Here is a 26792-nt window from a genome sequence, read left to right as displayed (position 1 = left end):
GGTAGTTCTGGGGTGATTGTGGGATAGGCTGAGGCGCCATGAGCATGGTTCCTCTTCTCATGGAGTCCTCGGCCCTCGTCGTCGGTATCCTGACGCTGCTGGTGCTGCTGATTGCACTCGGCATCGTTCGTGGCATCGGCAAGGGTCGGCCGCATTCCTGATGCCGAGTGTTGAGCTGGGGCTGGCGCGGGTCCACAACGGACGCCGCTACCGGCTCGGGGTGATGGGCGGTACCTTCGACCCCATTCATCATGGCCACCTCGTCGCAGCCTCGGAGGTTGCGGCCAGGTTCGACCTCGACGAGGTCGTCTTCGTGCCCACTGGCGTGCCCTGGCAGAAGAAGGGACGTAAGGTTTCGCAGGCCGAGGACCGTTACCTCATGACGGTCATCGCGACGGCGTCGAACCCGTCGTTCTCGGTGTCACGGGTCGACATCGATCGTCCGGGGGACACGTACACCGTCGACACCCTCAAGGATCTGCGACGAGAGCGAGGCAGCGACGTCGACCTGTTCTTCATCACCGGTGCCGACGCGCTGAGTCACATCCTCACGTGGCGTGGCGCTGAGGAACTGTTCGACCTCGCACACTTCATTGGGGTGTCGCGTCCTGGAGTGCCGCTGGGAGCCAAGGACATCTCCCATCTGCCGGCTGAGAAGGTCACTCTTCTCGAGGTGCCGGCCATGGCCATTTCGTCGACCGACTGCCGTCAGCGGGTCGGGGAGGACATGCCGATCTGGTACCTCGTGCCGGACGGCATCGTGCAGTACATCAACAAGCGCGGTCTCTACCACGACAACATCAACATCAATCCGGAGGATCATTGAGCGCCACCGAACAGGCCATCGAGCTCGCCCGTGTGGCGGCACACGCCGCCCTCGACAAGAAGGGCTTCGACATCGTCGCCCTTGATGTCTCGGAGCACCTCGCCATCACTGACATCTTCGTCATCATCTCTGCGGCCAGCGAGCGTCAGGTGTCGGCCGTGGTCGACGCCATCGACCAGACCATGCATGAGCACAAGGCTCATCGCGCCCGCCGCGAGGGAGAGCGGGAGAACCGTTGGGTGTTGCTCGACTACGTCGACATCGTGGTGCACGTGCAGCATCAGGAGGAACGCGAACTGTATTCCCTGGAAAGGCTGTGGAAGGACTGCCCGGCCGTCGACCTGCAGCTGCCTGAGGAGCAGCTCGACTGGGACCAGATGTGACGACGCGGATCGTCCTGGTTCGGCACGGCGAGACCGAGTTCAACGCCGACGGACGACTCCAGGGGCAGCTGGACATTCCGCTGTCCTCGGTGGGGATTGCCCAGGCCGAGGCCGTCGCGCCCGTTATTGCCGGGATGGATCCGGTGGCGATCGTGTCGTCGCCGTTGGTGCGTGCCAGGGTGACGGCCGAGACGATCGGGCGTGCTGCCGGTCTCGAGGTCGGTTTCGATGACCGGCTCAAGGAGGTCGACGTAGGTCAGTGGGCGGGGGAGACCGTGCCCGCTCTACATCGCAACGACCCCCATTACACGCACCTGATGGCCTCCGGTGAGGATTTCCGGCGCTCTGACGGTGAGACGACCGCCGAGGTTGCCGAGAGGGTGACGGCGGCCGTCAGGGATGCCGTGGACGAGCAGAAGAACCAGACGGTGTGCCTGGTGGCCCATGGATTTGCTCTGCGGGCTGCCGTGGTGTGGCTGCTCGGCGGTGGGTACCCGGAGTTCCTTCGGTTCGGTGGGCTGGGGAATTGCTCGTGGACCGTGCTGGATCGGATTGGATCCGGCGAGGCCGACCGACGCGGAATGGACGATCGGTGGAGGTTGCGGACATATAACGCGACCGTACTGTGACTTGGCGATGCTGGTGTACTGATCGGACGCGTTGATTTACGCCCGCCAAGAAACCTCGTTCCACGAATGCTACAAGTTGTATTTGTGGCACTGCCTGGGAGGTCATCGTGGACATGGGACACATGCCCCAACCGGACGAGTACGCCGCAATGTCAAGGTCGGCCCGACGCCGAGCTTCCCTTCTCACGATTCATCAACGTCCCTAGTCAGTACAGCGCGAGCAACGCTGGGCATGAGAGTGAGGCTGGTGGGCTTGGTCCTGCGGCATGCGCTCTGGCTTGGAGCAGTCGACTTGAGCGTCATGCCTCCGGCGGCTGCGATCCGGTCAGCCACACCTGGAAACTCTCGGTCAGACACTGCTTGAGTAGGCGGACATCCGGTTGGGTTGAGGTGGCCGGCCAGGCAAGCAGTCCCTCGAGCCCCACGGCGACGAGGCTGCGAGCCTCCGCGCGGCGGGCGAGGCTCGTTGTCGCGGGCATGTGTGGGGCGAGTGCGTCGGTCCATGTGGTCGTCCGTGTCCAGAGAGCCTCGCCGAGCTCCGGGGTAGACGTGATGAGCACGACCCGCTGGTAAAGCTGCTCTACCGGATTGGACGCAATGTGAGCGACCATGGCATCAGTCAATGAAGCCGCGTCGAGGACATGACCTTCGGAGACAGCTGCAAGCAGGACATCGACATCAGAGGTCTTGGCGACGGAGAGAACCAGGGATTCCTTGGTGCCGAAGTGTCGATAGACGGTCATGGGTGACACGTCCGCAGCAGCTGCGACTTCCTCGACGGTGGTCTCTGCGTAACCGCGGGCCGTGAAGAGATCGATGGCTGCACTGCGGATTTTGCGGCGCAGCTCAAGCTTCTTCGCTGCTCGAGATCGGGACGTCGCCATGAGCCGTACTCTACTGGGCGAAGTACGGCCCATGGCGGTGGTGAACAGGAGCAGTGCGCTGACGATAACGGTGACCGAACAGAGGGCCAGTACCGAATCCATGGCAGTGACGTAGGCAGTGTTAGCCGTGGCATCGATCTGGTCCCGGAGCCCAGGGAACTGAGGGGCTGTGGCCTTGGCCACACCGATACCGGTATTGATCTGCTTCACGATGAACTCGGGAAGGTGCGTTGATTGGCTGGTGACTGCCCGGGTGTAGCGGTTTCCGAGCAGGCTGCCGAGGATCGCGATCCCGAGCATGGACCCGATCTGATGAATGGTGTTGATGAGCGCCGCCGCAGTTCCATGTGCTTCTTCGTCAACTTGGTCCATGGCGTGCGCAAGAGCAAATGATTGAGAAAGCCCCTGCCCCAATCCCAAGAGTGTCAGTCCCGCCATGATCGGCGCAGCGCCTGAGACGACCTTGGTGGCGGCGATGCCCATCCCGATCCCGATCAGGACCAGACCGCTGGGGAGGGCTAGTTGTGCGCTTTGGGGATGCTTGGACGCGCGGGCAGCAGCGAAGGACCCCAGTCCAGTCGCCGCTGCCATGGGGAGCAGCATCAGCCCCCCGGCAACGGCCGAGTGTCCCAGCACGCTCTGGATGAATCCCGGCACGATGAACAACACGCCGAACAGAACGAGGTTGACCACCATGAGGCCCATGGCGGACGTGCGGAAGTGGTGATTCCTGAGCAGGGACAAGTCGGCCAGGGGCGACTGGGTCCGGGAGTCGACGACGAGGCACACAATGAGTGCGGCGACCCCTGACGTCGTGGCCATGTAGCCGCCCGGTGAGTTGATCAGTCCGGCGGTGATCAGGATGAACCCGGCAGTCGACAGAAGTATCTGCGGGGCAGGGGCCGCTCGCCTGACAGGGCGCATCGGGTCTGGTGGGATGCACGCCGCAAGCACCATCACGAGGGCAAGGGCACCGACGAAGTCGATCGCGAACATTGCCTTCCATCCCCAGTTGTCAATGGCCAGCCCGCCGAGGATGGGACCGAGCGGTGCGCCCAGCGAGCCGGCAGCGCTCCAGATGGCGGTCGCACGTGCCCGGTATGGCGCCTGGACGAGCCATGGGATCAAGGCAAGTGACATCGGAGTGAACACGCTCGCGCCCAGTCCCATGACGGCCCGTCCCACGAGCAGCCCGATCACCGTGGGACTGAACAAGGGGACAGCGGCCCCCACTCCGAACAGACAGACGCCGATCAACAGAAGGCGGCGGTGCCCGATGCTGTCGCCCAAAAGACCGCCGGGGAGCAGCGCAGCGAGAAAGCCCAGCGTGTAGGAAGACACGATCCACTGCAAGGCTCGGTTGCCCGCATGGATGCTGCTGCCGAGGTCCGGCAGTGCGACGTTCACCATGGTGGTGTTGACGTAGAGCAGAGCCATTCCTCCAGCAAGAGCCCACACTCCTGCCCACCGTTCAGAACTGGTAGTCCCTAACATATGTTAGAGGCTACCAGTTTCCGATCGTCCACTATCACGGCGAGCAGCTCAGGAGGCATACACATGCGTATCTATGCGTCGGGTCGACCTCTGTATCAAATCACCCACCAGATCCATGACCTCATGGTCCAATGTGATCACGAGTTCTTTTCTCCGCTCTCATGACGCCAAGGCGTGGGCGTTCAAGTGCGGAGTGATCACCAGCTCGAGGGCGGTGCCGAAAACCGCTTCTCCTCGATGATGACAGGCGCCCGCACCATCACTCTTGTCAAGAACGGCGATCTGGATGCCTTTCTGGCCCGCTGCGCTCCGGTGTCATGGAAAAGGGGTAGGGCTATGTCCACGTGAGCACGGCGGTCGTGACACCGGCCAACCGTGGTAAAAGGCTCACCAAAACGTTCGCGGCTCCCGTCGTGGTGGCGGTTGTGCGGCAGGGTGCGGCCGGTCGATTATGGAAGGTCGGGGACCAGGTGGACAAACATGAGGTAGTGTTCGCTTCGAGGTCGGTGGGACCACACCGTGGGGTCAGCATCCTCGATCGTGCGCCTGGCCGGAGCCGTTCTGGCCGAGCAGACCGACGAATGGGTCGAAGGATGTCGCTACCGCGGCCTCGAGGTCCTGGGCCCGCTGCCCGTATCACTCTGGTACCCGACACCTACCTCGAACACACAGACCACGACCTACCAGCCCTGACCGTCTGACCCCGAGAAGGAGTACGCAGCTACACCACCACTAGGGATTTGGCCTTCCCGGCCCTGCTCGCAGCGGGACCATCCGGACCGCCTCCGTTTTCTCATCCGGGGTGTGGCGCCGTGTCTGCGGTTTCCCGGGAACCTGCCACTTCGGCATGTACTCATTCTCGTTTCTAGACCAGTGCCTGAACAGGCTTGGATCAGCTCACCGAACTCCTGGTCGACCTCGACGACCTCCACAGCAATTGCGAACCAGCCGAACGCCGCATCCTCAACCGCACACTGTTCACCCACATCACCATCGACGACGAAGAAAACGCCACCCACATATCCGCCGAGGCCACCGTCAGCGTCCTCGCCCACACCAACATCGATGCCTCGGCGCAGGTCACCGCAGAAACAAAACTGCCCCACCATCAGGCGGGGCAAGCTTCGATATTCTCATTTTACGTGGAGCATAGGGGATTCGAACCCCTGACCTCTTCCATGCCATGGAAGCGCGCTACCAACTGCGCCAATGCCCCGCGGGCGACCTTGTCAGGCCTTCGACACGATCCTCCGCTGCGGCGTCCACCACGCCGGAACATCCTGTCTGGTGGAGCATAGGGGATTCGAACCCCTGACCTCTTCCATGCCATGGAAGCGCGCTACCAACTGCGCCAATGCCCCGAAAACAACTCCTCAGGAGGGTCATCCTCTTCGTTCACCCGACCGCCCGGGCGACCAGGCAAACGTTACCGGATCCCACCCATCCTCACCAAATCGGACCAAGCCAGGCCAGTATTTGCGTATGGGTATCGACACACACTCATGCGCAACGCACCTTCACCGCCCCAAGAAGCCGTCCACCACCGCGCCGCCCCTCTCGCACGACTCCTACTGCCGAGGTCAGCTCTGCACGTCTGTGGCTTTCAGGTAGCCCTGACGGTGTCCCAGGAAGACACATACGTACCGGTCCTTTCCGGTCACATCGACGTGGTCCTTGGGTGGCGGAGCGTTGAACGTCTTGGACCGGTAATAGTCTGTCGCGGGCTGAGGGTCGATGACGACATAGCGCTGACCAGGCTCCAACACGTACGGCAACGCAGCCTCGGGCTGCACCCAGGTGCCGTCCGGATAGGCAGAGGCTTCCGGGTACGCCCGGCCATAACCTGACGTGCGCGAAACCACGGTGATCGTTCGCGCCTCCGGGACGACTCGTGCCACCGGCTGCTGAGCGGGATTGTGGAACCACGCCTTAGCTCCCAGGTACCAGACGGCGACCCACTCGTCGTCCTTCCCTCCAACCTCTGCGACGACATACTCCGCACCCGTGTTCAGCCGGGCGCCGACGTCGGCAGGTTCTGTTGTTGCCGGCTCCGGGCTGATACCGGCATCAACAACCGTCGGGGCATCCGACGACGGGGCCTGCCTCGCCGTCACAAAGTTCACTCCTCTGACGACCTGGCCGTTGTAGGCCTGCGTGTTCATTTCGAAATCAGGCAAAATCCTCACGACGTCGTCGCGCTTGGGTCTGGTGCTCACCGTGCCCTCGGTGAGTGGGCGGCCCAACAGCTCAAAGTATCGAGCCCAGTTCCAGAAGGCGCCCGGATCCCAGTGCATCCCCTTGATGTGCTCGGTGTCAATGCCAGGAACCTCGTCATGGCCAATGACGCGACCACGCGTCAGCGGGATCCCATATTTATCGCACAGATAGCGGACTAGCGCTGCACTCGAGCGGTACATCGCGTCCGTGTACCAGGATTCTCCCTCGAGAGCCTTACCCTCGTGCTCGAGTCCGAGGGCGTGCATGTTGTAGTACCAGTTCCCGGAGTGCCAGCCGATGTCCTTGGGATCGAGGTGCTGCGCAACGTGACCGTCAAATGATCTCAACGTGTAGTTCCATGCGAGGTAATTCGGCTTCTCCACAAGTTTGATGGTGTTGTCGTAGGTCTCCTCGGTGTCGTGGATGACGATTCTCGTCAGCGAAGGCGCAGAGGGGCGGCGCGCAAGGTCGTGATTTCCGTACTTCACCGGATCAGATCCGTACTGCTGATATGGAGCAGGTATCCACTCGATGTGGAGGCTATCCGGCCCGTCAATCGGCGGCCCGGACACCTTATGCTCAGGTAACGCTGTTCGGCTGATAAGCGGGCCGAAGATGGCCATGGTAGTAAACGAACGGCGGCTCATGTCGATCATCGGAATCGTCCTCTCGCCCAGTAAAGATGCTTATGAACCCACACAAGCACACCACATATGGGGGTCACATCACGAAGGATCACCGCACAGGAGCGTTACATCCATACCGGTTAGGTGAGGTGGCCATCGTCGGGGAGTGGGTAGAGCGTGCGGATGATGTTGGCGGCTGGGCCGGTGGGTGCGTTGCGGTAGCCGGTGCCGGCCCAGAGGTGGACTCGGTGGGTGTCTCCGGCTTGGGTGGCGGCTTGTCGCAGTGGGCGGGTGAGATGGTGCATGGCGGGGTATGCGTGGGGTGCGGTGGCGTGGTGTTGGGTGATGAAGTCGTTGGTGAGGGCGCGGGCCGGTCGTCCGGTGAACGCGTGGGTGATGGTGGTGTCGTCGAAGGCGGGGTCGGCCAGTGCCGCCCGGTGGGTGGCTGAGGTTCCGGCTTCGTTGGTGCGGAGCAGAAGGGTCCCTACGGCAACCGCGATGGCGCCTGCATCAAGTGCTGCTCGTACCGCTTCAGCGCCATCGATGCCGCCGGCGGCGATCACTGGCAAAGGGCTGGCCTTGCGCACGTGTGAGACGAGAGTGGGGAGGTCTTCCGGTTGTGGTGTCCGCGTGGGGTCGAAGGTGGCGCTGTGTCCACCGGCTGAGGGGCCTTGGATGATGAGCCCGTCGGCGCCGCGTTCGGTTGCGGCGACGGCCATGCCGTGGGGGAGGGATACGCCGTCGTCGGTGAGGAAGATGGGGACGTTGTTGATCTCGCGGAGTTCATGGCAGGTGGGTATTCTGTTTTGCGGGGCCGGTCATACCAACCTCAGCCGCGAGGATCGAGCACAGCCTTCGCAGTTGCGATGTCGGTTACCAGATCCGTTACCAGATTGCCTCGAAGGATCGCAGTCAAAGCCGGGGCCTTTTCGGCTCCGAAAGCGCTGACGATGACGTGGGTGATTGATGGGATTCGGTCGATCGGTATTGTCATCAACCCTTGGCAGAAGCCCGCATCGACGTGACGGCCCTGAGCATCGATGTGGTGCCCACAGATGTGGCCGACCGCTCCCCGCGACAACAACTCGGCATGAGCCCGTTCGGGCATCACATGATCGAAAATCGGTGCCACCGAATTCACCCCGACCGCGCCCACCCCTGTCACCAAGATGTCGGCGTGGGAGGCCATTGCGATCGTCATTCCAATGGACTTCTCCGCCTTTAAAGCCGCTGCTACTTGCGGATTCGATACCAACACTGGCGCGGGCATCACTCGGTAAGCGCAGCCAAGTCGCTCCGCCAGTTGGCGACACAGCTCGGGGGAGTCAAGGAGTAGATTCCCCCGCGCTGTCCCCCCAATTGCCTGGACCACTGTCGCTTCAGGGTGACGTGTCGGGGTCATGGCGCGCACCACCGAAGCTACTCCACGCCCATTCGACAGCGCGATGACCGAGTCCGGGTGCATATATGTAGTCACGAGATCGGAAGCCATCCGTGACACCTCGTGAGCCGCAGAGTCGTCATCCGACATGGCTACGCGCGCGCACGCTAACCCAAAGGTGCGCGTCAGGTCCTGTTCCAACGCAACTGCTCGTTGTAACGGGTGCTGCACGGTAAACGTGATGATTCCGCGGCGCCGCGCTTCGTCGAGCAGGCGTGACACCATCGATCGGGAGTAGCCGATCTCAGCAGCGATCTCGGCCTGAGTCGCTTGTTCCAGCCAGTATCGCTTTGCCACGGTCAGTAGGGTCTGGATGTGTTCGCGGTCAGTCATATGTATCTCACAAATGTGAATCTTCGTACTTATGGCCCCGCAGAAACGCGGTGTTAAACCATCATACCGGCGCTTTAGCGCTTAGTGAATTCACATATGTGATCCCATGGCCTTGCGAAGGATGTCAGGCTGACGGCTGAATGGTTCTCGTCACACAGTCGTGAGAGAGGAATCACCCCAATGGCCGTCGTTCGTACCATCACTGGCGACGTTTCACCCGACACGCTTGGTGTCGTCAATGCCCACGACCACCTCATCCGTGTTGGCGCCGGTGAGGTCTACATCGATCCTGATCACCTGCTCGACGACGTCGACAAGGCCGCTCAGGAGGCCACCTACTTCGTCGAAGCTTCCATGAGCTGGGCCGACGGCGCCACGATCGTCGACATGTGCCCCGCATCCTCGGGTCGTGGTGTGCTCAAGACCCTTGAAGTTGTCGAGAAGGTCCCAGGCCTCCAGGTCGTCCAGGCCACCGGATTTCACCAGCAGAAGGTCTACCTGGAATGGCGTCAGAGCTGGGTCAACCAGTACACCGTCAACCAGATTGCCGATCTGCTCATTGCCGACATTGTCGAGGGCATCGACCGCTTCGACTACATGGGCCCCATCGTCGAACGCACCGGGGCCAAGGCCGGCGTCATAAAGTGGGCGACCGCTTACGGCAAGATTACCGAGTGGGAACAGAAATCCGGCAAGGCGGTGGCTATCGCATCTAAGGAGACCGGATGCCCTATCAACACCCATGTAACGGCCGGAACTTGCGGCCCCGAGCAGGCACGCTTCCTCGTCGACCAGGGCGTCGATCCTGCCAAAATCGCAATCGGTCACATGCAGCGTAACTGGGATCCGTGGGTCCACGAGCAGATCTGCAAGCTTGGCTGCTACGTCGAGCTCGACGGCACAAACCGCATCAAGTACGTCCCGGACAATACCCGCGTCAACCTGATTAAGGCCCTCGGGAAGAAGGGCTACGGCAAGCAGGTACTGCTGGGTACCGATTCCGGTAAAGCCTCTTACCAGAAGGTCTACGGCTCGGTCTCCGGCATTGACTATGATCCGGCCGTTTTCTGCCCGCGTCTGATTGAGGACGAGGGCTTTGACCGCAGCTACGTCGATGACCTGCTCATCAACAACGCCGCGACCTTCCTTGGCTTCGAGCCCCTGGCTGGGTGACGACGATGCCACGACTCCAAGTTGCTCTTGATACCTACGACCTGCCGTCGGCCCTCGCCCCGCTGTCCCAAGTGTCCAACGAGGTTGACGTCATCGAGTGTGGCACCATCCTGGTTCTAGCCGAGGGCATGGATGCGGTGCGTGCCATCCGGGCGGTCTATCCTGGGAAGGTTATTCTCGCCGATGTTCGCATAGCCGAAGCCGGGGCCAAGATCGCCCGGCTGTGCTTCGAAGCCGGAGCCGACCTCGTTTCCTGTGTCGCCGGGGCATCTCTGACCACCATCGATCAAGTGTGCAAGGTGGCAGAGGAATTCGGTGGCGAAGTCCAGGTCGAGCTCGCGGATGAGTGGTACGACGCCGACCGCGCCCGCACCTGGCGTGAATTGGGTGTCCAGCACGTCATCGTTAAGCGTTCCCGCGACCGGGAGGCCGCCGGGGACTTGTCGTGGAAACCCGAGGATCTCGGGCGGGTCGACGAACTCGCCGAGATGGGATTCACGGTCACCGTCACTGGAGGCATCACTCCCAAGGACCTTCCGGTCTTTGCTGAGCATCCAGTCGGCATTGTCATCGCCGGTCGTTCAATCGTCGCCGCCGACGACCCAAGGGCTGCGGCACAGCAACTACGCTCCACGCTAGACGAGGTGTGGCCGAGATGACCGAGTCGCTGTCGGACGGAGTGGCACTCGGCATTTACGAGAAGGCTCTTGTTGGCAACCAGCTTGAGACTGATGACGACTGGCGTCGCTTCCTTACCCAGGTGCCTGAGGCCGGCTTCGGTTTCGTCGACCTATCGGTCGACGAAACCGAAGGAAGGGCCGCACGGCTTGAGTGGGATCAGGACCGCCGTCGTATGGTGCGTCGCTGTGCCGAGGAAACAGAGACCACGATCGGTGGTATCTGCTTGTCAGTGCATAGGCGCATTGGCCCCGGTAGCGCCGACCCCGCGGTGCGTCAACGTGCCCGTGACGTGCTAGCCGAAGGCCTGCACCTTTGCCACGATCTCGGAGCGTCCGTGCTTCAGGTGGCGGGGTACTACTGCTACTACGAGCAGATGAATGACCACGCCGAGCAGTGGTACACCGACCTTCTCCTCGACGCCATCCCGATGGCGGCCCGTCTCGGCGTCGTCATGGGCATCGAGAATGTCGACGGCACCGACGTTAATTCCATCCGCAAGGCCATGGAGTTCGTCAAGCTCGCTCACTCGCCTTACCTGCAGGTCTACCCCGACATCGGAAACATTGCCGAACGGCAGCTCGACGCCTCGATCGAACTCGAGGCTGGGCGTGGCCACATGGTTGCGATCCACGTGAAGGATGTCCGGCCTGGCGAGCCTCGACGGGTACCGATGGGAGAGGGGACCGTTGACTGGGACGATGCCTTCGCCATCCTTGCCAGGCAGGGCTGGCGCGGCCGAATGATGATCGAGATGTGGAACGACGATGCCCCCGATTCCAATGATCGCAGTGTGTCGGCGCGTGAGTTCATCGAGGGGCGTCTTCGAAGCGCCGGAATCCCGATTCGTCGGGCCCTCGCCTGATTCGAGATCGGTTGGCCCAGCTTGAATCCTGGGCCGACCGACACCAAACCTCCAAAAAATTCCTATACCGCTGTTCAAAGGAGAACGTTCGATGCTCGAAGAGCTCAAGAAAGACGTTTGCGAAGGCAATCTCGACCTGCCCCGACACGGCCTGGTGACCTGGACCTCGGGCAATTTGTCTGCCCGAGACCCCGGGACCGGCTTGGTGATCATCAAGCCCTCCGGAATGCTGTACGACGACATGACCCCTGACGACATGGTTGTCGTCGACCTTGACGGAAAGGTTGTCGAGGGAGATCGTGGACCATCTTCGGACACTGCTTCGCACCTGTACGTCTATCGTCGCCATGACGACATCCGCAGCATCATCCACACTCACTCCACCTTCGCCACCGCCTGGGCTGCCACAGGCCAGGACATACCCTGCGCCATGACCGCCGTCGCTGATGAGTTCGGTGGACGAGTCCCGTGCGGAGATTACGCCCAGATCGGCACTGAGCAGATAGGTGAGCAAATTGTACGGTTCATCGACGAGTCCCCAGCCGTACTACTCAAGAAACACGGTGTCTTCACTGTCGGTACGTCTATTGAGAAGGCTGTCAAGGCAGCCGTTATGGTCGAGGACGTCGCCAGGACCCTGACTTTTGCCAAGCTCATCGGCAAAATCTCCCCGCTCCCGCAGTCGGAGATCGACTCCAACCACGACCGATACACCAACCGCTACGGCACCCCAGCTGCGTCCCAGGGGGTGACGGCATGACTTACGACATCTCAACTATCGGTGAGGGACAGATCCGGCTCACCTGCTACAAGGGCGAGCGTCTCGTTAATGCCCAGCAGCTACGGGCCACCGCTGCCTGCTCCGAAGCCAACGTTGCAGGCTTGCTGTCCCAGCTCGGTCGCGACACCTGCTGGACATCTGTTATGCCACAGGGCGATCTTACCGACCGGGTTGTCAACGAGTTTCGTAGTGTCGGTGTCGATGTCTCCCACATCTGTATCAAGCCTGAGGGGCGCGTCGCACTGTACTTCATGGAGCCCGGTGAGTATCCGATGCCAGCACGTGTGCTTTACGATCGCGAGCACACCCCTTTTCGTGACGTCCGTGTCGAGGATCTCGATTGGGAGGCCATGCTCGACACGAAACTGGTTTTCGTGACTGGCATCACGGCTGCTCTGACCGAGAACACGGCTGTTGTGGTGAGCCATTTTGTCGAGGAGGCCCACCGCCGTGGAATAGCCGTCGCACTTGACGTCAATTATCGTTCCCTGTTGTGGGAGCCGAGACGGGCCCGAGAAGTGCTCGAATCCATTGCGTGCATATCGGACATTGTCTTTTGCTCGGTGCGTGACGGCATGGCAGTATTTGGGATTGAATCTGACGGCGAACAGGCATGTCACGATCTGCGTGAATTGTTCGGAGCACCGACGGTCGTGTCCACTGACCAGATCAATGGTGTCTATCTATCCGACGACGAGCACGGCGACCACACCTTCCCAGTGGTTCAGGTGCCTGTCGTCGACCGTCCAGGCGCAGGAGACTCCTTCGTCGCAGGAACATTGCACGGGTATCTTGCAGGTGACGTGGTCCAGGGAATCTATTACGGGCAGCGGACATCTGCTTACGCCCTGACTCATTATGGAGACCTTACTCGTGTGAGTCCCAGTGAGCTCAATATTCCTTCGAACACAGACATTCTGCGTTGACAACAACCGCGGCGCAGGTAGGAGATATAGTTACATGTCCACCTCTACAACATCCAAGCAATCAGCCTTAGATCTTATAGATTCGCGCCCTTTGACGCTCAATCAGAAGAATCTTGTCGCCCTGGCCATCATCGGAAACATTTCCGAGTTCTTTGACATCTTCCTCATTGGTTTCGTGGTATCCGTCCTCACTAAGCCATGGAACCTGACCGGCACTGAGGCGGGCCTCATCCTCGCCTGTTCTGGCCTGGGTACGGTCATCGGTGCCATTATGTGGGGACGTCTGGCAGACAAAATCGGACGCCGTTCGTCATTTTTCTGGTGCGTCCTCATGTTCGTTGCATTCACCGTCGTATCAGTGTTCACTCCAGATCACGGCTGGATCATGCTAGCCATATTGCGTATTGGTGTGGGGATCGGTGTTGGCGGCCTCAATATCACGTCGATTCCGTATGTTCAAGAGTTTGTGCCAGCTAAACAGCGCGGCCTTCTTGCGGGATTGGCGTCGGTATTCATACCGCTCGGTCTTTTCCTGGGATCTCTCGGGCAAAAAGCCTTGAGTGATAATTGGCGTGCTCTCATCGCGCTGGGGGCGATTCCTGTCTTCCTGCTTGTGTGGATTCGCTTTGTCCCCGAGTCACCAAGGTTTCTACAGAGTCATGGACGGGAAAATGAAGCCCGTGAGGCTTTGGCGTGGGCGTTGGAGATGCCGGCTGACGACATTGGAGATCTGCCGTCGGTAGAGCACGTCCAAGACGCTTCGTACTCACTTGTCTTCGGCAAGTACCGCAAGGGCCTCCTCATAGTCAGCCTAGGGTCCTTCTGCTTCATTCTGGGGTCATTCACGATTCAGTCGTGGGGTCAGACCCTCCTCAAGACCGGGTTCGGCAAGTCTGCAGAGCAAGTCGGGATCCTGTTTATGTTCGTCTCTCTGGCCGATCTCATCGGGCGCTTCCTGTCAGCATGGCTGGCCGACCGCATCGGTCGGAGGATCACGATGCTGTCATTCGGTCTGGTAGGTGCCGCCGGAACTCTGATCATCGCGCTTTCGGCTCATCTGGGTTGGGGCTGGCAGGTTTTCTTTGCCGGCGTCCTTGTTGCGATGGCCTTCGGCGACGGCGCCTTCGGCATTCTGAACGCCTTCGGAGCCGAGCAGTTTCCCAACGAGGCTCGCTCCACCGGTCTGGGACTCGGTTACGGCATCGGTGCGACTGCCAAGGTCATCGGTCCGGCGCTCATGGGACTCATGGTGGGCGGATCTGCGGTCAAACAGAATGTCACCTTGGACGCGGTCTTCCCGGCGTTCATCCTGTTCACCGTGCTGCTCGTCATCGGCGGTGTGACATACATGTTCGCCCGCGAAACTCGCGGCACCTCACTCGACACGATCTGACCTATCAAACGATCCTGACGTCGAGGGCCTGTACCTGACCCAACGGGTTAACCGAAGCCGTGACCTGACGGGTAGCCAGGGGGCCCTCGACACGCCAGATCCAGCGATACGGCGTCATCTCGACGACGTCGATCGCGGCATCCACGGATTCCCCGGTGGCCTCGACCACGTCCTCGAAATCCTTGCGGCGCTGATCCAACGGACGATCCATGTCCATCGTCGGGCTCCACTCCCGAGCCACCAGATCGTTCGACCAGTTGCGAATGATTTTCTCGACGTCGTCGAGATGTTGCCGGACTTGGGGATTCATCGGCGAAGGATGGACGGCGTCGCAGGTCTTGCGATCCTTGGCTGCCGAGGGCAACAGCAGGTCACCCACCCCGGGAACAACGGTGTCGAGGGCCGTGGAGGTTACGCGGATGGCCGGGTGATACGTCCGATTCGCCAGCACCACGATGCCGACTCCCGAGCGCGGATGCCACATCATCGTCGATCCATAACCCGGGTACCCACCGCAGTGATAGACGATGTGTTCCTTCCCCGTGACAGCGACGTGAAGGCCATATCCGTACCCTTCGGTGACTGGGCCGTATGTCGTGAAGTACCGGTACATCTGCTGCATCTCGCGGAAGACCCGACCCCAACCATCGTCCTCGCTGGTCCACGCGGTGATGAAATGGCTCACCCAGATCCCGACATCCTTGGCGGTGCAGATGAGGCCGCCGATGGGGGAGAAGGTTCCGGGGCCAAGCAAGGGCTGGACGCTGCCATCTCTGCCGAGGCATGGGGTGAGCTTTCCCTCGGGTACTTGCGTGACGTCGAGGAAGGATTCGGTCATCCCCACCCGACGGATGATGTCTTCCTCGACGACGTCGATGAATGGCCGCTCGGTCGCCAACTCGACGACGCGGCCCAGGATCGCGTAACCGAGGTTGGAATAGGCGTACCCCGTTCCCGGCGCGAAGTTCGTGATGAAGGGTTTACCCAACAGCGCCTCGAACTCCTCGCGTGACATGGCCTGCTGACGGTCAGCCCACGGATCGTCCGGTGGTAGACCGGTAGACATGGACAACGCGTCACGAATCGTTGCGCTGGCGATGGGCTCCTGAAGCTGCGGAATCCAACTACCGAGGGTGTCGTCGAGAGCGGGCCGTCGAGAAGCCACGTCGATCAGCCCGTGACAGATCCCAAGGACGCTGGCAGCGGTGAACGACTTCGACATCGACGCGATGCTGTAGACGCGATCGTCGGTGTCGCTACAGCGCACCTCACTGTCGTCAACGGCTGCCCAGGACAACGAGGTTCCACTCCCGGCAGCTTCTGACGAAGCAGCACTGAGAACGTCGACGACAGGGTCAAGACGGGAACTCATGGCCGCATTGTGCCACTTGAGACATTGGGCTGGTAGAGCGGATTCAGGACACCGCTGGCCCTAGAAGACAGGACCGCGGCGTTGCCAGCGCGCATCGTGGGTAAGATTGGACCACAACAACGCGGGAGCCCACCACAAGGGCTGAGAGGGTGCCGAGATGGCACCGACCGCCTGAACCTGTCCGGGTAATGCCGGCGAAGGGAGTGGTTGACATGACTGAACTGTCGAATTTGGTGTCAGAGTCCGTGGAGCGGCTGCGTCGGGACAAGCCGCTGGTCCAGTGCCTGACGAACATCGTGGTTGCCAACTTTACCGCGAACGTGTTGTTGGCTGCGGGGGCAGTCCCCGCCATGGTCGATAACCCCGAGGAATCTGAGGGATTCGCATCGTTGGCTGACGGCGTGCTCGTCAATATTGGTACTCCGTACCGGGAGACCGCTGAAGCCATGGTTGTTGCCGTGCGTGGCGCAGCAGGTAGTGACACACCGTGGGTGCTCGACCCGGTGGGAGTCGGGATGTCATGGCGTACCCAGGTCGCCCTGGACGCGTTGCATGTCGGTGCTCCAGCCGTCATCCGGGCGAATGCCTCCGAGGTATTGACCCTGGCTGGGACGGGAGCGTCCCCCCGAGGCCCTGAGGCCGGAGATGCCGTCGAGGATGCCTTGGGGTCCGCCGCTGAGCTCGTGCGCACATACGGCACCGTGGTCGCCATTAGCGGCCCCGTCGATCACATCGTGGACGCGCACCGGCACGTAACCGTGTCATCGGGGCATGAATGGATGGCGCGAGTGACCGGGGTTGGATGCTCACTAGGGGCTCTGACAGCGGCCTTTGCAGGCGTCCAGAAAGATCATCTCATTGCAGCTGCATCCGCAACCGCCATGTTGTGCGTGGCTGCCGAACGAGCGGCGGATCGCAGTGTGGGCCTGGGCGGATTCGCTCAAGCTCTCATCGACGAACTGTTCCTGGTGTCACCCGACGAAGTCGGCGCGCGGGGAGGGCTTCGCGATGTCACGGCCTGACTTCGATCTTTCGGTGTACCTCGTCACAGACACCGCCCAATGTGGTGGCCCAGAGGAGATCGTCGAGACCGTGCGACGCGCTATCTCCGGCGGGGTGACTCTGGTCCAATTCCGCGACCACGACCTGCCTGATGACGAATTCGTCGCTTTGGGACGACGGGTGAGAGATGTATGCGACGAAATACCTCTCATCATTGACGACCGGGTCCATCTGGTCGCTGAGATCGGAGCTGACGGCGCCCATGTCGGGCAGTCCGACATGCCGGTCGCCCAGGCTCGAAAGGTTCTCGGGGACAATCTGCTGATCGGCTTGTCCGCGCAGACCCCCGCCCACGTGGAGGCCGCGCTGTCTCATGGCCCTGACGTCGTCGACTACTTGGGCGTTGGGGCCTTGCACGCCACAGGAACCAAACCGGAGGCTGGGGAGCTCGGCCTGGCTGCGATACGCGATGTCGTCGACGTCAGCCCGTGGCCGGTGTGCGTCATCGGCGGAGTTACTGCCTCCGACGCTCAGGATGTAGCCCGGGTGGGCTGCGACGGCCTCAGCGTCGTCTCGGCAATTTGTCGAAACGCCGACCCTGAATCCAACGCTCGGGAACTCGCACAGGCATGGTGCCACGCGAAGGGGCGGTGACATCAGGGCGTGCACAACCGCTCAGGGCTGCTGGCATCTTGTTCAGATGCGCGGCCCTGGTGCGCAGCGTTGGGGATCAGGTGCGAGGGCACCCTAAGATGAGCGCCATGAGCACTTCTGACGTCACTCGTCGCGCCTCCAAGATCTCCGTCGTCGGGGCCGGTTCGGTTGGTTCCTCGCTGGCCTACGCCTGCCTCATCCGCGGATCGGCCGACCTCGTTGCCCTCTACGACATCGCCAAGGACAAGGTCGAGGCCGAGGTAGCGGACCTCGCCCATGGCACTCAGTTCACCCCCGCCTCAGTGATGGGTGGCGCTGATGTCCACGACACTGCCGACTCTGATGTTGTCTTCATCACTGCCGGAGCTCGTCAGAAGCCGGGCCAGACCCGTCTGGACCTCGCCGGCGTCAATGCCAATATTCTGCGTTCCCTCATGCCGCAGCTGGTCGAGCAGTCTCCGAACGCCCTGTTCGTGCTCGTCACCAACCCCTGTGACGTCCTGACCGTCGTAGCCCAGCAGGCCACCGGGTTGCCGGCCAACCGTGTCTTCTCGACCGGCACCATGCTCGACACCTCGCGGCTGCGCTGGCTCATCCGTCAGTGGGCTAACGTCGAGCAGCGCCATGTACACGTGACCATCGTCGGCGAGCACGGCGACTCGGAGTTCCCGCTGTGGTCGACCGCCAACATCTCCGGTGTGCCGATCCACGACTGGACCGTCGAGGGTGAGCGCGTCTTCACCGAGGATGTGCTCGCTGACCTGGCCCACGAGGCCGCCTTCGCCGCGTACAAGATCATCGAGGGCAAGGGTGCGACGAACTACGCCATCGGTCTGACGGGTGCTCGTCTTGCCGAGTCCCTGCTGCGTCCGGGCCGTTCCGTCCTGCCGCTGTCCAGCGTCATCGAGGATGTCCACGGAGTCTCCGGGGTAGCCCTGTCCATGCCGTGCATCGTCTCGCGTGACGGCATCGAGGGAGTGGTCCCGGTCTCCATGAGCGCAGCGGAAATTGCCTCCCTTGCGGCCTCCGCGGAACGCTTGCGTGACACTTTGTCATCCATCTCGTGACCTGCTGAACATTTGTGCTGACGACCTTCTAGGCTAGGGGGTATGTCAGTTCCTTTTCAGTATGCACAGGACAGTGACGGAGAACTTCTCAAGATTGCGGCTCGCGGCCAGGAGGTGTTGACGAACCCCCTGGCCAACCGAGGCACGGCTTTCACCCTCGAGGAGCGCAAGACCCTTGGTCTCACGGGCCTGTTGCCGTCGGGAGTCATGACGATCACTGACCAGCTCAAGCGGGTTTACGCCCAGTACTCGGCGCAGCCGGACGACCTGGCGAAGTACCTGTACCTCAACCACATGCACGACCGTAATGAGGTGCTGTACTTCCGCCTCATCGCCGAGCACATCGAGGAGATGCTGCCCATCGTCTACACCCCGACGATCGGCAAGGCAATTGAGGAATACAACCACTGGTACGACCGTCCGAGCGGTATTTACCTGTCCATCGACGACCCGGAGGACATGGAGCAGGCCCTGGGGCAGTTGGGCCATGGCCCTGACGATGTCGACCTCATCGTGGCCACCGATGCAGAGGGCATCCTTGGCATCGGTGACCAGGGTGTCGGTGGCGTGGCGATCACCGTCGGGAAACTAGCGGTGTACACCGCGGCAGCCGGAATCCACCCGCACCGTGTCCTACCCGTCATCCTCGACGTCGGCACCGACAACATGGAACGCCTCAATGACGACGGCTACCTCGGTGTGCGTCACCCTCGTGTGCGCGGAGAACGCTATGACGCCTTCGTCCAACAGTACGTCGAGACGGCCCACCGGATGTTCCCGCACGCCCTACTGCACTGGGAGGACTTCGCGGCCGGTAACGCCACCCGAATCCTCAACAAGTACCGGGACGACTACTGCACCTTCAACGACGACATCCAGGGCACCGCGGCCGTGGTCGTCGCCGCCGTGTTGAGTGCCGTCAAGGCGTCCGGCACCCCGCTGAGCAAGCACCGTATCGTCATTCACGGCGCTGGTTCAGCTGGCACCGGCATCGCGAATCTCCTGGTACAGCTCATGGTTAGCCAGGGCCTGGACGAGGAAACTGCGCGTTCCCACTTCTGGGGATTGGGATCCCGGGGTCTGCTGCGGGACGGTCTGCGGCTGCGTGACTTCCAGCAGCCCTTCGCTCGCAGCAAGGAGGAGCTGGAAGGGTGGACCACTGACGCCCCCGACCAGTACACGTTGAGTGACGTCGTGCGTAACGTCCATCCGACGATCCTCATCGGTTGCTCCGCCCAGACGGGGGCCTTCACCGAGGAGATCGTCAAAACGATGTCGGCCCACTGTGATCGTCCGGTGATCATGCCGCTGTCGAACCCGACCCGTAAGGCCGAGGCACTGCCTTCCGACATTCTCAAGTGGACTGAAGGACGCGCCCTGGTGGCCACCGGTTCGCCGTTCAAGCCGGTCATGGTCAACGGTGTGACGTATCAGATCGCTCAGGCCAACAACGCCCTGGTCTTCCCGGGCATCGGTTTGGGAGCCATCGCAGTGCGGGCGTCCCGCGTCACCAAGGGCATGATCGCGGCTGCTGCCGAGGCGGTCGCCATGCACGTCGACAACCGGGTGATGGGAGCCTCGCTGCTGCCGTCCATCAAGACCCTGAGACCGCTGTCGGCGTCGGTGGCCATTGCCGTTGCCCAACAGGCGATGGAGGAAGGTGTGGCGACCGAGGCCACCGATAACCCGGTTGAGAAGGTGTTCTCGGCGATGTGGCAGCCGCGGTACCCACGCGTCGAGGTCATCTGAGCGACGACGCAGACTGATGACAGTGAAGTGACGGGACTGAGCTGATGACATGGGGTCCGGCATCGTGCCGGACCCCATGTCATCTCAGATGGGCATCAGAGGTGGCGAGTCACGCCTTGATCGTCAGAGCTGAGATGGGGGAGGACATCCCCGATCCATGAGTGAACATGACGGTGGCGTCAGCGCGCGGACAGTCAATGGTGACCGTGCCGTGCACCTTATGTCCCGGGGAGATGGTGTCGCCGAGGGTTCCGGTGGGCGGCAGGCTGGCCTCGTGGATGTTAGTCGACTCGTTCTCCATAATGAAGAAGGTGTAGTCGCTCAGGGATCCCCTGGTGACCTCGATGGTCACCGTGAGGGTGACACTTCCGGGACCCCAACTGACGTCGTCGATCGACCATGTTCCCTCGGTCGAGTTGTCCTTGGACGAGAACGGCACCGAGGAGGCCACAGCCGTCACTGATGCCGGAATCGGTGTCGGCGTGGTCGCCGATGACGGCGTCGCCACCGGAGTTGGCATGGGGGACTGGGAGAGATCAGGGTCGCTGGTGATCCGGCGAGCCACCAGAACAAGGGCGATGATGACAGCCACCGCGATGATGGCGGCGATCCAGCCGCGGTGGCGTTTCGGCGGCTGATACTGGCTGATGTCAGGCGGTTGGCTCATGGTGGCTCCATTTTACGTGGTTGGTGGTCGTCGGTGCTGTCCACAGGTTGGCGTTGAGACGAGATGACGCTGCCGGGAGTTGTCCACAGGTCCCCAATTGCTTGGCGGATTTCACGGGGTCGGGACGACAACTGAAGGTATGACAACACTGCATTCGTCCACCACCGATGACCGTGATCCACTGACTGTCAGGACCGTCGACGAGGCGATAACCCTGGCGCCCTACCTGCTCGGCTTCCAACCCAGCGAGAGCCTGCTCCTCATCGTCGCTGACGATGGCGCGACCTGCCAAGGTTTCGTCGCCCGGGTTGATCTCGACGACGTCGAACTGACCCTGGCCATGGACGCCTTCGCATCCCGAGTCGTCTCGTTGGCAGGGCAAGGACGGACGGTGATCCTGGCCTTCACCGAGGACCAAGACCGTGGCGTGGCTGCCTTGGTGTTGGCCATCCGGGCGATGGAAGGCATGAACATTAGTGACGCTGCCTGGACAGATGGTGAGAGCTGGCGCAGTATCTTCGGCGATGAACGGAGCTGCGGGGAGAATCACCCGCACATTCCCGCCCCGGAGATTGCTGCCGAGGCGGTCTATCGGGGGCTCACCGTTCTGCCGAGCCGCACCAACCTGGTCGATCAGCTGTCCGGGCCCGGAAGAACCTGTGACCCAGGTACTCGTCGACTCATCACCAATGCGCGACGACGACTCTCTCGCTGCGGTGATGATGTCGTCGCTGCCAGATGCCGTGCCCTCGTGAGGTCCGGTTCACCGATTGATGATGCCGCCGCCGTTGAAATGGCCGTTGCCGTCCAGCGTCCGGAGGTGGCACGCACCTTGTGGATGACGATGGAACGGGAGCACGCGTCGAGATGGCTGACGGTCTGGAGCCAAGCCGTCGGAATGATCCCTGATCGGTTGGCCCCGGCCCCGCTGGCCCTCTGCGGGCTGGCCGGGTGGCTGAATGGAGACGGGGCGGTGGCGTCAGTGTGCGCCCACCGATGTCAATCCATGGTGGGGGCTGCGGACCTGCCACAAGCCTTGATGGTCATCGTCGACGCCTTCGTGCCGCCCAAGCTATGGGAGATCATGGATCGCGACCCAACGTTGATCGCCCACCCACTCCCGGCGGAGCAGGTGGGCGAATAAGTCACAGCGGCGACGACAGTCAGACCTGCATACCGACGAGGTGACCGATGACATAGGTGATCGTCATGGAACAGATGCCCACGATGATGTTGCGGGCGATGGGGTGGGCCTTGCCACTGCCGCTGGCGATGGCTGACCCCAGACCGGTGAGGAACAGGCCGATCATCGTGGCGGCGATGGTGATGTAGACGCGGGTTGCCGTCGGGGAACACACCATGGCGAGCAACGGGACCAAGGCGCCGACGGTGAAGGCAGCCATCGAGGCGAAGGCCGCGTGCCAGGGGTTGGTGTACTCGTCAGGGTCGATACCCAGTTCGGCCTCGGCGTGGGCTCGCAGCGGATCGTGATCGGTGAGCTCTCGGGCAACCTGACGAGCAGTCTGCTCGGACAGGCCCTTCTCGGCGTAGATCCCGGCGAGTTCCTCGAGCTCCTCGTCAGGGAAGTCACGCAGCTCAGCGGCCTCCTTGGCCATGACGGCCTTCTCGATGTCGCGCTGTGAGCTCACGGAGACATACTCGCCGCCGGCCATGGACAGGGCACCGGCGACAAGCCCAGCCAAGCCGGCGATGAGGAGGGAGGAGCGATCGATGGTGGCGCCGGCGACACCCATGACGATGCCTGCCGTCGAGATGATGCCGTCGTTGGCTCCGAGCACCGCGGCACGCAGCCAGTTGAGTTTGGAGTTGAGGCTTCCCATGCCCTTGTCGGCCTCGTGAGGCTTGCGGGCTGGGGCGGGGGAGTCGGCCGACGTTGCGTCGTCGGCGGGGGCCAGGGCGGACATGGCCGGAACGGAGGCCGTTTCGGTCTTCCCGACTGACCTGTTCGCGCGGTGTGCCGTGGTGCTCATGACACCAACTGTGCTCGTGTTCAACGAGTGTTCACAAGGAAGGACAGGGAATCCTGGCGGTAGGTGTGGGGCAGCTTCGCTAAACTCTGGTCCGTATGTGTCGCGGGTCGGTGAGACCCGTAGTGGATCCGAGAGGTGTGACGTGAGCGACCAGGTGCGCGAGACGACGGGCTACGACGCAGCCGCAGCCCAGGAGAAGTGGTCCAGGTACTGGGAGGAGAACCACACCTTCGCAGCCCTTGACGACGGTTCCAAGGAGCGCCGCTACGTCCTCGACATGTTTGCATACCCCTCCGGTGACCTCCACATGGGTCATGCCGAGGCATTCGCCATCGGCGATGTGCTTGCGCGCTACTGGCGACTGCGCGGGTTCGACGTCCTGCACCCGGTCGGTTGGGACTCCTTCGGTCTGCCGGCCGAGAACGCCGCCATCAAGCACGGCACCCACCCCGCCGAGTGGACCTACAACAACATCGACACTCAGGCAGCCTCCTTCAAGCGTTATGCCGTCTCCTTCGACTGGTCGATGAGGCTGCACACATCCGACGAGGAGTACTACCGCTGGACCCAGTGGCTGTTCAATCGCTTCTTCGAGAAGGGGCTGGCCTACCGCAAGGATTCCTGGGCCAACTGGTGCCCCAATGACCAGACCGTGCTCGCCAACGAGCAGGTCAAGGACGGCTGCTGCGAGCGCTGCGGCGCCGTCGTCACCAAGCGTCAGCTCAACCAGTGGTACTTCCGCATCACCGACTACGCCCAGCGTCTGCTCGACGACATGGGTCAGATCGAGGGCAAGTGGCCCGATCGCGTGCTGTCGATGCAGCGCAACTGGATCGGACGTTCCGAGGGGGCCTACGTCGACTTCACCATCGACGGTCGTGAGGAGCCGGTGCGGGTCTTCACCACTCGCGCCGACACCCTCTATGGAGCGACCTTCATGGTCGTCGCCCCCGACTCCGCCTTGGCCCAGGAGATCGTCTCCGACGAAGCCCGTCCCGACTTCGAGACCTACCTTGGTGAGGTCAAGAAGAAGTCCGAGATCGAGCGTCAGTCCACCGAGTACGAGAAGACCGGTGTGCCTCTCGGTGTCGAGGCGACCAATCCCGTCAACGGGGCCAAGATTCCAGTGTGGGCTGGCGACTATGTGCTGGCTGACTACGGCACCGGTGCCGTCATGGCCGTGCCGGCCCACGATCAGCGTGACCTCGACTTCGCCCGCAAGTACGGCATCGACGTCATCCCTGTCATCGACACCGGCGAGGCCGATCCGCGCGAGTCCGGCATCGCCACCACCGGTGACGGCGCATACCAGAACTCCGGATTCCTCGATGGCATCACCACCAAGACTGAGGCCATCGAGAAGATGTGCGAGTTCCTCGGGGACAAGGGCATCGGCGAGCCGACGATCACCTACCGTCTGCGCGACTGGCTGCTGAGCCGTCAGCGCTTCTGGGGATGTCCGATCCCGATCATTCACTGCGACACCTGTGGCGACGTCCCTGTCCCCGATGACCAGCTGCCGGTCAAGCTGCCCGATCTGCGCGGGGCCGAGCTGGCTCCCAAGGGCAAGTCACCGCTCGCCGGTGAGGAGGCTCGCGAGTGGCGAGAGGTCTCCTGTCCCAGGTGTGGCGAGGACGCCCAGCGTGACACTGACACTATGGACACCTTCGTGGACTCGTCCTGGTACTTCATGCGTTACTGCTCCCCGCACTTCGACCAGGGGCCGTTCGACACCGACGCCGTGCGTCGTTGGATGCCGGTCGCCCAGTACATCGGCGGCGTCGAGCACGCCACCATGCACTTGCTGTACTCGCGGTTCTTCACCAAGGTGTTGCACGACCTCGGCATGCTCGACTTCACCGAGCCCTTCCAGCGGCTCATGAACCAGGGCCAGGTCATCAATGAGGGTCGGGCAATGTCGAAGTCGCTGGGCAACGGTGTTGATCTCGGCAAGCAGATCGACGAGTTCGGCGTCGACGCGGTGCGGACCACCGTCATCTTCGCCGGTCCGCCGGACGAGGACATCGACTGGGCGGACGTCTCCCCAGCTTCGATCCTGAAGTTCCTGCAGCGTGCCTGGCGGGTGGCTTCCGAGGTCACCAGCGACCCCGACGTCGACGTGACCAATGGCGACGTCGGCCTGCGCCGTGTGACTCACCGCAGCATCGCCGACATCACCGAGCTGCTCGACGGCGGCCGGTACAACGTCGTCGTGGCGCGCATTATGGAGCTCGTCAATGCCACCCGCAAGGCCATTGACTCGGGTTGTGGCCCGGTCGACCCGGCGGTGCGCGAGGCCGTCACCTTCACCGCCCAGGCGCTCTCCCTGGTGGCCCCGTATCTGGCCGAGGAGATGTGGGAGATGCTCGGCCTCGAGCCGTCCGTCGCCAACTCTCAGTGGCCGACCGCTGACGAGAAGCTGCTGGTCGCCGAGGAGGTGACCATGGTCGTCCAGGTGACGGGCAAGGTTCGTGCCAAGATCCAGGTGAGCCCTGACATCACCGAGGAGCAGGCCCGTGAGCTGGCCCTGGCTGACTCCAACGTCCAGCGGTTCACCGAGGGCAAGGAGATCGTCAAGGTCATTGCCCGTCTGCCGAAGATGATTTCCATCGTCGCGAAGTGACCCCCTGAAGTCCTCGTGATCATGCCGGTCATGAGCTGACACTCCGACGACGCGGCGGCGAGTCTGTGGAAAACAGACTCGCCGCCGCGTTGCGTTGTCCACAGATTTGAAAAAGGTGGCGGATTCCAGGTCCTGCGACGACAACTGAAGGTATGAGCGATGAGTACCGAGAACGTCTTGAGGACCTCATGGCGCGGCTGCCTGCCCGAAGTACGGGGCCCAGACGCTCTGCCACCCCCGCGGCGGAGGAACCGGCAGAGGATGACGCCCCAAGGCCGACACGGTCAGTGACCCGTGTCCACGCCTCGGCCGTGGGCATCCTGCTCGTCCTGGTGCTGTCAGTGGTGGCCGTCGTCTTGCTGAGATCCAAACCCGCCGAGGTACCTGCTGGGGCAGTGGTCGTCTCGACGGTGCCAGAAGGTGCGACTCTGCCGGGCGCAGCCAGCAGCGATGCGGAGACGCCTGAGGGATCTGCGTCTGCTCCAGCGGCAGTGTTGAGCCCCTCACCAGCTCCCACCGAGAATCAGAGTGTCCAGGTGCACGTGGCGGGGCGGGTGAGGCATCCCGGGGTCTACACGGTGCCTGGCGACGCGAGGGTTGCTGACGCCGTCGAAGCAGCTGGAGGCATGGCATCTGGAGCTCACCCGGGACGCCTCAACCTTGCCGCTCCGGTCTGTGATGGCTGCCAGATATGGATTCCAGCTCGTGGGGACGGAATGGTGGCCCCGCCTGGTCAGACTGGCAGCGTCACAGCGACTCAGAGAACCGGACCGAGTGATACTGGTGGGGCCGCCGGCGGGCCGTCCGCGGCTGGCGCTCCGATCAATCTCAACACCGCGAGCCAGGGTGAGCTCGAGTCGATCGATGGGGTGGGGCCGGTCATGGCCGGTCGGATCGTGGCGTGGCGGCAGGAACATGGTCGCTTCACCTCGGTCGATCAGTTGCGCGAAATCTCAGGGGTCGGTCCCAAGACCTTCGAGAAGATCAGACCCCATGCCACGGTCTGAGCATGGCCATG

The 26792-nt window shown here is 62.2% G+C and carries 24 protein-coding genes, 2 tRNA genes, 2 pseudogenes and 1 riboswitch; of the genes and pseudogenes, 19 read left to right on the top strand and 9 right to left on the bottom strand.

Annotated features, from left to right (window positions below; translation table 11 throughout):
- Window positions 1–38 precede the first annotated feature (38 nt).
- The 4 genes from HMPREF9153_RS12795 to HMPREF9153_RS10110 are packed head-to-tail and all read left to right on the top strand — an operon-like array spanning window position 39 to window position 1838.
- Window positions 39–161 (top strand): hypothetical protein, encoded by a 123-nt coding sequence (locus HMPREF9153_RS12795; RefSeq protein WP_004811737.1) that lies wholly within the window; start codon window positions 39–41, stop codon window positions 159–161.
- A complete protein-coding gene (gene nadD, locus HMPREF9153_RS10120) occupies window positions 161–826 on the top strand; it encodes a nicotinate-nucleotide adenylyltransferase (RefSeq protein ID WP_004811736.1) in 666 nt (221 codons plus the stop codon). The genes HMPREF9153_RS12795 and nadD overlap by 1 nt, the downstream gene beginning before the upstream one ends.
- Window positions 823–1209, top strand: a complete 387-nt coding sequence (gene rsfS, locus HMPREF9153_RS10115) for a ribosome silencing factor (RefSeq protein WP_004811735.1) — start codon at window positions 823–825, stop codon at window positions 1207–1209. Before nadD ends, rsfS begins: the two co-directional genes overlap by 4 nt.
- Window positions 1206–1838 (top strand): histidine phosphatase family protein, encoded by a 633-nt coding sequence (locus HMPREF9153_RS10110; RefSeq protein WP_004811734.1) that lies wholly within the window; start codon window positions 1206–1208, stop codon window positions 1836–1838. Before rsfS ends, HMPREF9153_RS10110 begins: the two co-directional genes overlap by 4 nt.
- Before the next feature lie 299 nt (window positions 1839–2137).
- Here HMPREF9153_RS10110 and HMPREF9153_RS10105 read toward each other — a convergent pair whose 3' ends face one another.
- Window positions 2138–4216: an MFS transporter gene (locus HMPREF9153_RS10105; RefSeq protein ID WP_080564874.1), complete on the bottom strand. Its 2079-nt coding sequence runs from the start codon at window positions 4214–4216 to the stop codon at window positions 2138–2140.
- A 531-nt stretch (window positions 4217–4747) separates the two neighbouring features.
- On the opposite strand from HMPREF9153_RS10105, the pseudogene HMPREF9153_RS12260 reads away from it, so the two are divergent.
- Window positions 4748–4917: pseudogene (locus HMPREF9153_RS12260) on the top strand (IS256 family transposase); the annotation flags it as partial.
- Between the two features lie 442 nt (window positions 4918–5359).
- On the opposite strand, the gene HMPREF9153_RS10095 reads toward HMPREF9153_RS12260, so the two are convergent.
- The 5 genes from HMPREF9153_RS10095 to HMPREF9153_RS10075 form a co-directional block, all read right to left on the bottom strand.
- Window positions 5360–5432, bottom strand: a tRNA-Ala gene (locus HMPREF9153_RS10095).
- A 69-nt stretch (window positions 5433–5501) separates the two neighbouring features.
- Window positions 5502–5577: transfer RNA gene (locus tag HMPREF9153_RS10090), tRNA-Ala, on the bottom strand.
- Between the two features lie 219 nt (window positions 5578–5796).
- A complete protein-coding gene (locus tag HMPREF9153_RS10085) occupies window positions 5797–7089 on the bottom strand; it encodes an N-acetylmuramoyl-L-alanine amidase (protein ID WP_004811730.1) in 1293 nt (430 codons plus the stop codon).
- 110 nt (window positions 7090–7199) lie between these two features.
- Complete coding sequence (locus HMPREF9153_RS10080) at window positions 7200–7778, bottom strand: nitronate monooxygenase (protein ID WP_004811729.1); 579 nt, start codon at window positions 7776–7778, stop codon at window positions 7200–7202.
- Window positions 7779–7888: 110 nt separating this feature from the next.
- Complete coding sequence (locus tag HMPREF9153_RS10075) at window positions 7889–8833, bottom strand: sugar-binding transcriptional regulator (RefSeq protein ID WP_004811728.1); 945 nt, start codon at window positions 8831–8833, stop codon at window positions 7889–7891.
- Window positions 8834–9013: 180 nt separating this feature from the next.
- On the opposite strand from HMPREF9153_RS10075, the gene HMPREF9153_RS10070 reads away from it, so the two are divergent.
- The 6 genes from HMPREF9153_RS10070 to HMPREF9153_RS10045 all read left to right on the top strand — a co-directional run bounded on the left by HMPREF9153_RS10070 (window position 9014) and on the right by HMPREF9153_RS10045 (window position 14649).
- Window positions 9014–10006 carry a phosphotriesterase family protein gene (locus HMPREF9153_RS10070; protein ID WP_004811727.1) on the top strand — a complete coding sequence of 331 codons (993 nt, stop codon included), beginning with the start codon at window positions 9014–9016 and terminating at the stop codon, window positions 10004–10006.
- A gap of 5 nt (window positions 10007–10011) precedes the next feature.
- On the top strand, window positions 10012–10665 hold the full coding sequence (locus HMPREF9153_RS10065) for a 3-keto-L-gulonate-6-phosphate decarboxylase UlaD (RefSeq protein ID WP_015582938.1): 654 nt from the start codon (window positions 10012–10014) through the stop codon (window positions 10663–10665).
- Window positions 10662–11549 carry an L-ribulose-5-phosphate 3-epimerase gene (locus HMPREF9153_RS10060; RefSeq protein ID WP_004811725.1) on the top strand — a complete coding sequence of 296 codons (888 nt, stop codon included), beginning with the start codon at window positions 10662–10664 and terminating at the stop codon, window positions 11547–11549. Before HMPREF9153_RS10065 ends, HMPREF9153_RS10060 begins: the two co-directional genes overlap by 4 nt.
- Window positions 11550–11640: 91 nt before the next feature.
- Complete coding sequence (locus tag HMPREF9153_RS10055) at window positions 11641–12309, top strand: L-ribulose-5-phosphate 4-epimerase (protein WP_004811724.1); 669 nt, start codon at window positions 11641–11643, stop codon at window positions 12307–12309.
- Window positions 12306–13256: a sugar kinase gene (locus HMPREF9153_RS10050; protein ID WP_004811723.1), complete on the top strand. Its 951-nt coding sequence runs from the start codon at window positions 12306–12308 to the stop codon at window positions 13254–13256. The genes HMPREF9153_RS10055 and HMPREF9153_RS10050 overlap by 4 nt, the downstream gene beginning before the upstream one ends.
- A 34-nt stretch (window positions 13257–13290) precedes the next feature.
- Window positions 13291–14649 carry an MFS transporter gene (locus HMPREF9153_RS10045; RefSeq protein ID WP_036979800.1) on the top strand — a complete coding sequence of 453 codons (1359 nt, stop codon included), beginning with the start codon at window positions 13291–13293 and terminating at the stop codon, window positions 14647–14649.
- A 4-nt stretch (window positions 14650–14653) separates the two neighbouring features.
- On the opposite strand, the gene HMPREF9153_RS10040 is transcribed toward HMPREF9153_RS10045, so the two are convergent.
- Window positions 14654–16021, bottom strand: a complete 1368-nt coding sequence (locus HMPREF9153_RS10040; RefSeq protein ID WP_004811721.1) for a serine hydrolase domain-containing protein — start codon at window positions 16019–16021, stop codon at window positions 14654–14656.
- Window positions 16022–16132: 111 nt separating this feature from the next.
- A riboswitch (TPP riboswitch) is annotated at window positions 16133–16241 on the top strand.
- Between HMPREF9153_RS10040 and thiM the strand changes: the two genes are divergently transcribed.
- From thiM to HMPREF9153_RS10020, 4 genes are all read left to right on the top strand, one after another.
- A complete protein-coding gene (gene thiM, locus HMPREF9153_RS10035; protein ID WP_036901749.1) occupies window positions 16210–17043 on the top strand; it encodes a hydroxyethylthiazole kinase in 834 nt (277 codons plus the stop codon). It overlaps the preceding riboswitch by 32 nt.
- On the top strand, window positions 17030–17677 hold the full coding sequence (gene thiE, locus HMPREF9153_RS10030; RefSeq protein ID WP_004811720.1) for a thiamine phosphate synthase: 648 nt from the start codon (window positions 17030–17032) through the stop codon (window positions 17675–17677). Before thiM ends, thiE begins: the two co-directional genes overlap by 14 nt.
- Window positions 17678–17775: 98 nt before the next feature.
- Window positions 17776–18744, top strand: coding sequence for an L-lactate dehydrogenase (locus tag HMPREF9153_RS10025; protein WP_023032573.1), 969 nt, complete (start codon window positions 17776–17778; stop codon window positions 18742–18744).
- Between the two features lie 42 nt (window positions 18745–18786).
- The gene (locus tag HMPREF9153_RS10020; RefSeq protein ID WP_004811718.1) at window positions 18787–20493 is read left to right on the top strand and encodes an NAD-dependent malic enzyme; all 1707 of its coding nucleotides are present in this window, start codon (window positions 18787–18789) and stop codon (window positions 20491–20493) included.
- A 109-nt stretch (window positions 20494–20602) separates the two neighbouring features.
- Here HMPREF9153_RS10020 and HMPREF9153_RS10015 read toward each other — a convergent pair whose 3' ends face one another.
- Window positions 20603–20845: a hypothetical protein gene (locus tag HMPREF9153_RS10015; RefSeq protein ID WP_036976547.1), complete on the bottom strand. Its 243-nt coding sequence runs from the start codon at window positions 20843–20845 to the stop codon at window positions 20603–20605.
- Here HMPREF9153_RS10015 and HMPREF9153_RS12905 point away from each other — a divergent pair.
- Window positions 20838–21227, top strand: a pseudogene (locus HMPREF9153_RS12905) (hypothetical protein). The gene HMPREF9153_RS10015 and the pseudogene HMPREF9153_RS12905 sit on opposite strands and share 8 nt — an antisense overlap.
- A gap of 72 nt (window positions 21228–21299) precedes the next feature.
- The gene (locus tag HMPREF9153_RS10010; protein WP_004811716.1) at window positions 21300–22304 is read left to right on the top strand and encodes a DUF4192 domain-containing protein; all 1005 of its coding nucleotides are present in this window, start codon (window positions 21300–21302) and stop codon (window positions 22302–22304) included.
- A gap of 19 nt (window positions 22305–22323) precedes the next feature.
- Here HMPREF9153_RS10010 and HMPREF9153_RS10005 read toward each other — a convergent pair whose 3' ends face one another.
- Window positions 22324–23151, bottom strand: coding sequence for a VIT1/CCC1 transporter family protein (locus tag HMPREF9153_RS10005; RefSeq protein ID WP_004811715.1), 828 nt, complete (start codon window positions 23149–23151; stop codon window positions 22324–22326).
- 142 nt (window positions 23152–23293) lie between these two features.
- Between HMPREF9153_RS10005 and leuS the strand changes: the two genes are divergently transcribed.
- Both leuS and HMPREF9153_RS09995 read left to right on the top strand, forming a co-directional pair.
- Window positions 23294–25774: a leucine--tRNA ligase gene (gene leuS, locus HMPREF9153_RS10000; protein ID WP_004811714.1), complete on the top strand. Its 2481-nt coding sequence runs from the start codon at window positions 23294–23296 to the stop codon at window positions 25772–25774.
- Window positions 25775–25926: 152 nt separating this feature from the next.
- On the top strand, window positions 25927–26781 hold the full coding sequence (locus HMPREF9153_RS09995) for a helix-hairpin-helix domain-containing protein (RefSeq protein ID WP_004811713.1): 855 nt from the start codon (window positions 25927–25929) through the stop codon (window positions 26779–26781).
- Window positions 26782–26792: the final 11 nt, after the last annotated feature.

Source organism: Cutibacterium avidum ATCC 25577, assembly GCF_000227295.1.
Classification (GTDB): domain Bacteria; phylum Actinomycetota; class Actinomycetes; order Propionibacteriales; family Propionibacteriaceae; genus Cutibacterium; species Cutibacterium avidum.
The sequence above is the reverse complement of the archived record's forward strand: the minus strand, read 5'-3'. Positions and strand labels throughout refer to the sequence as shown.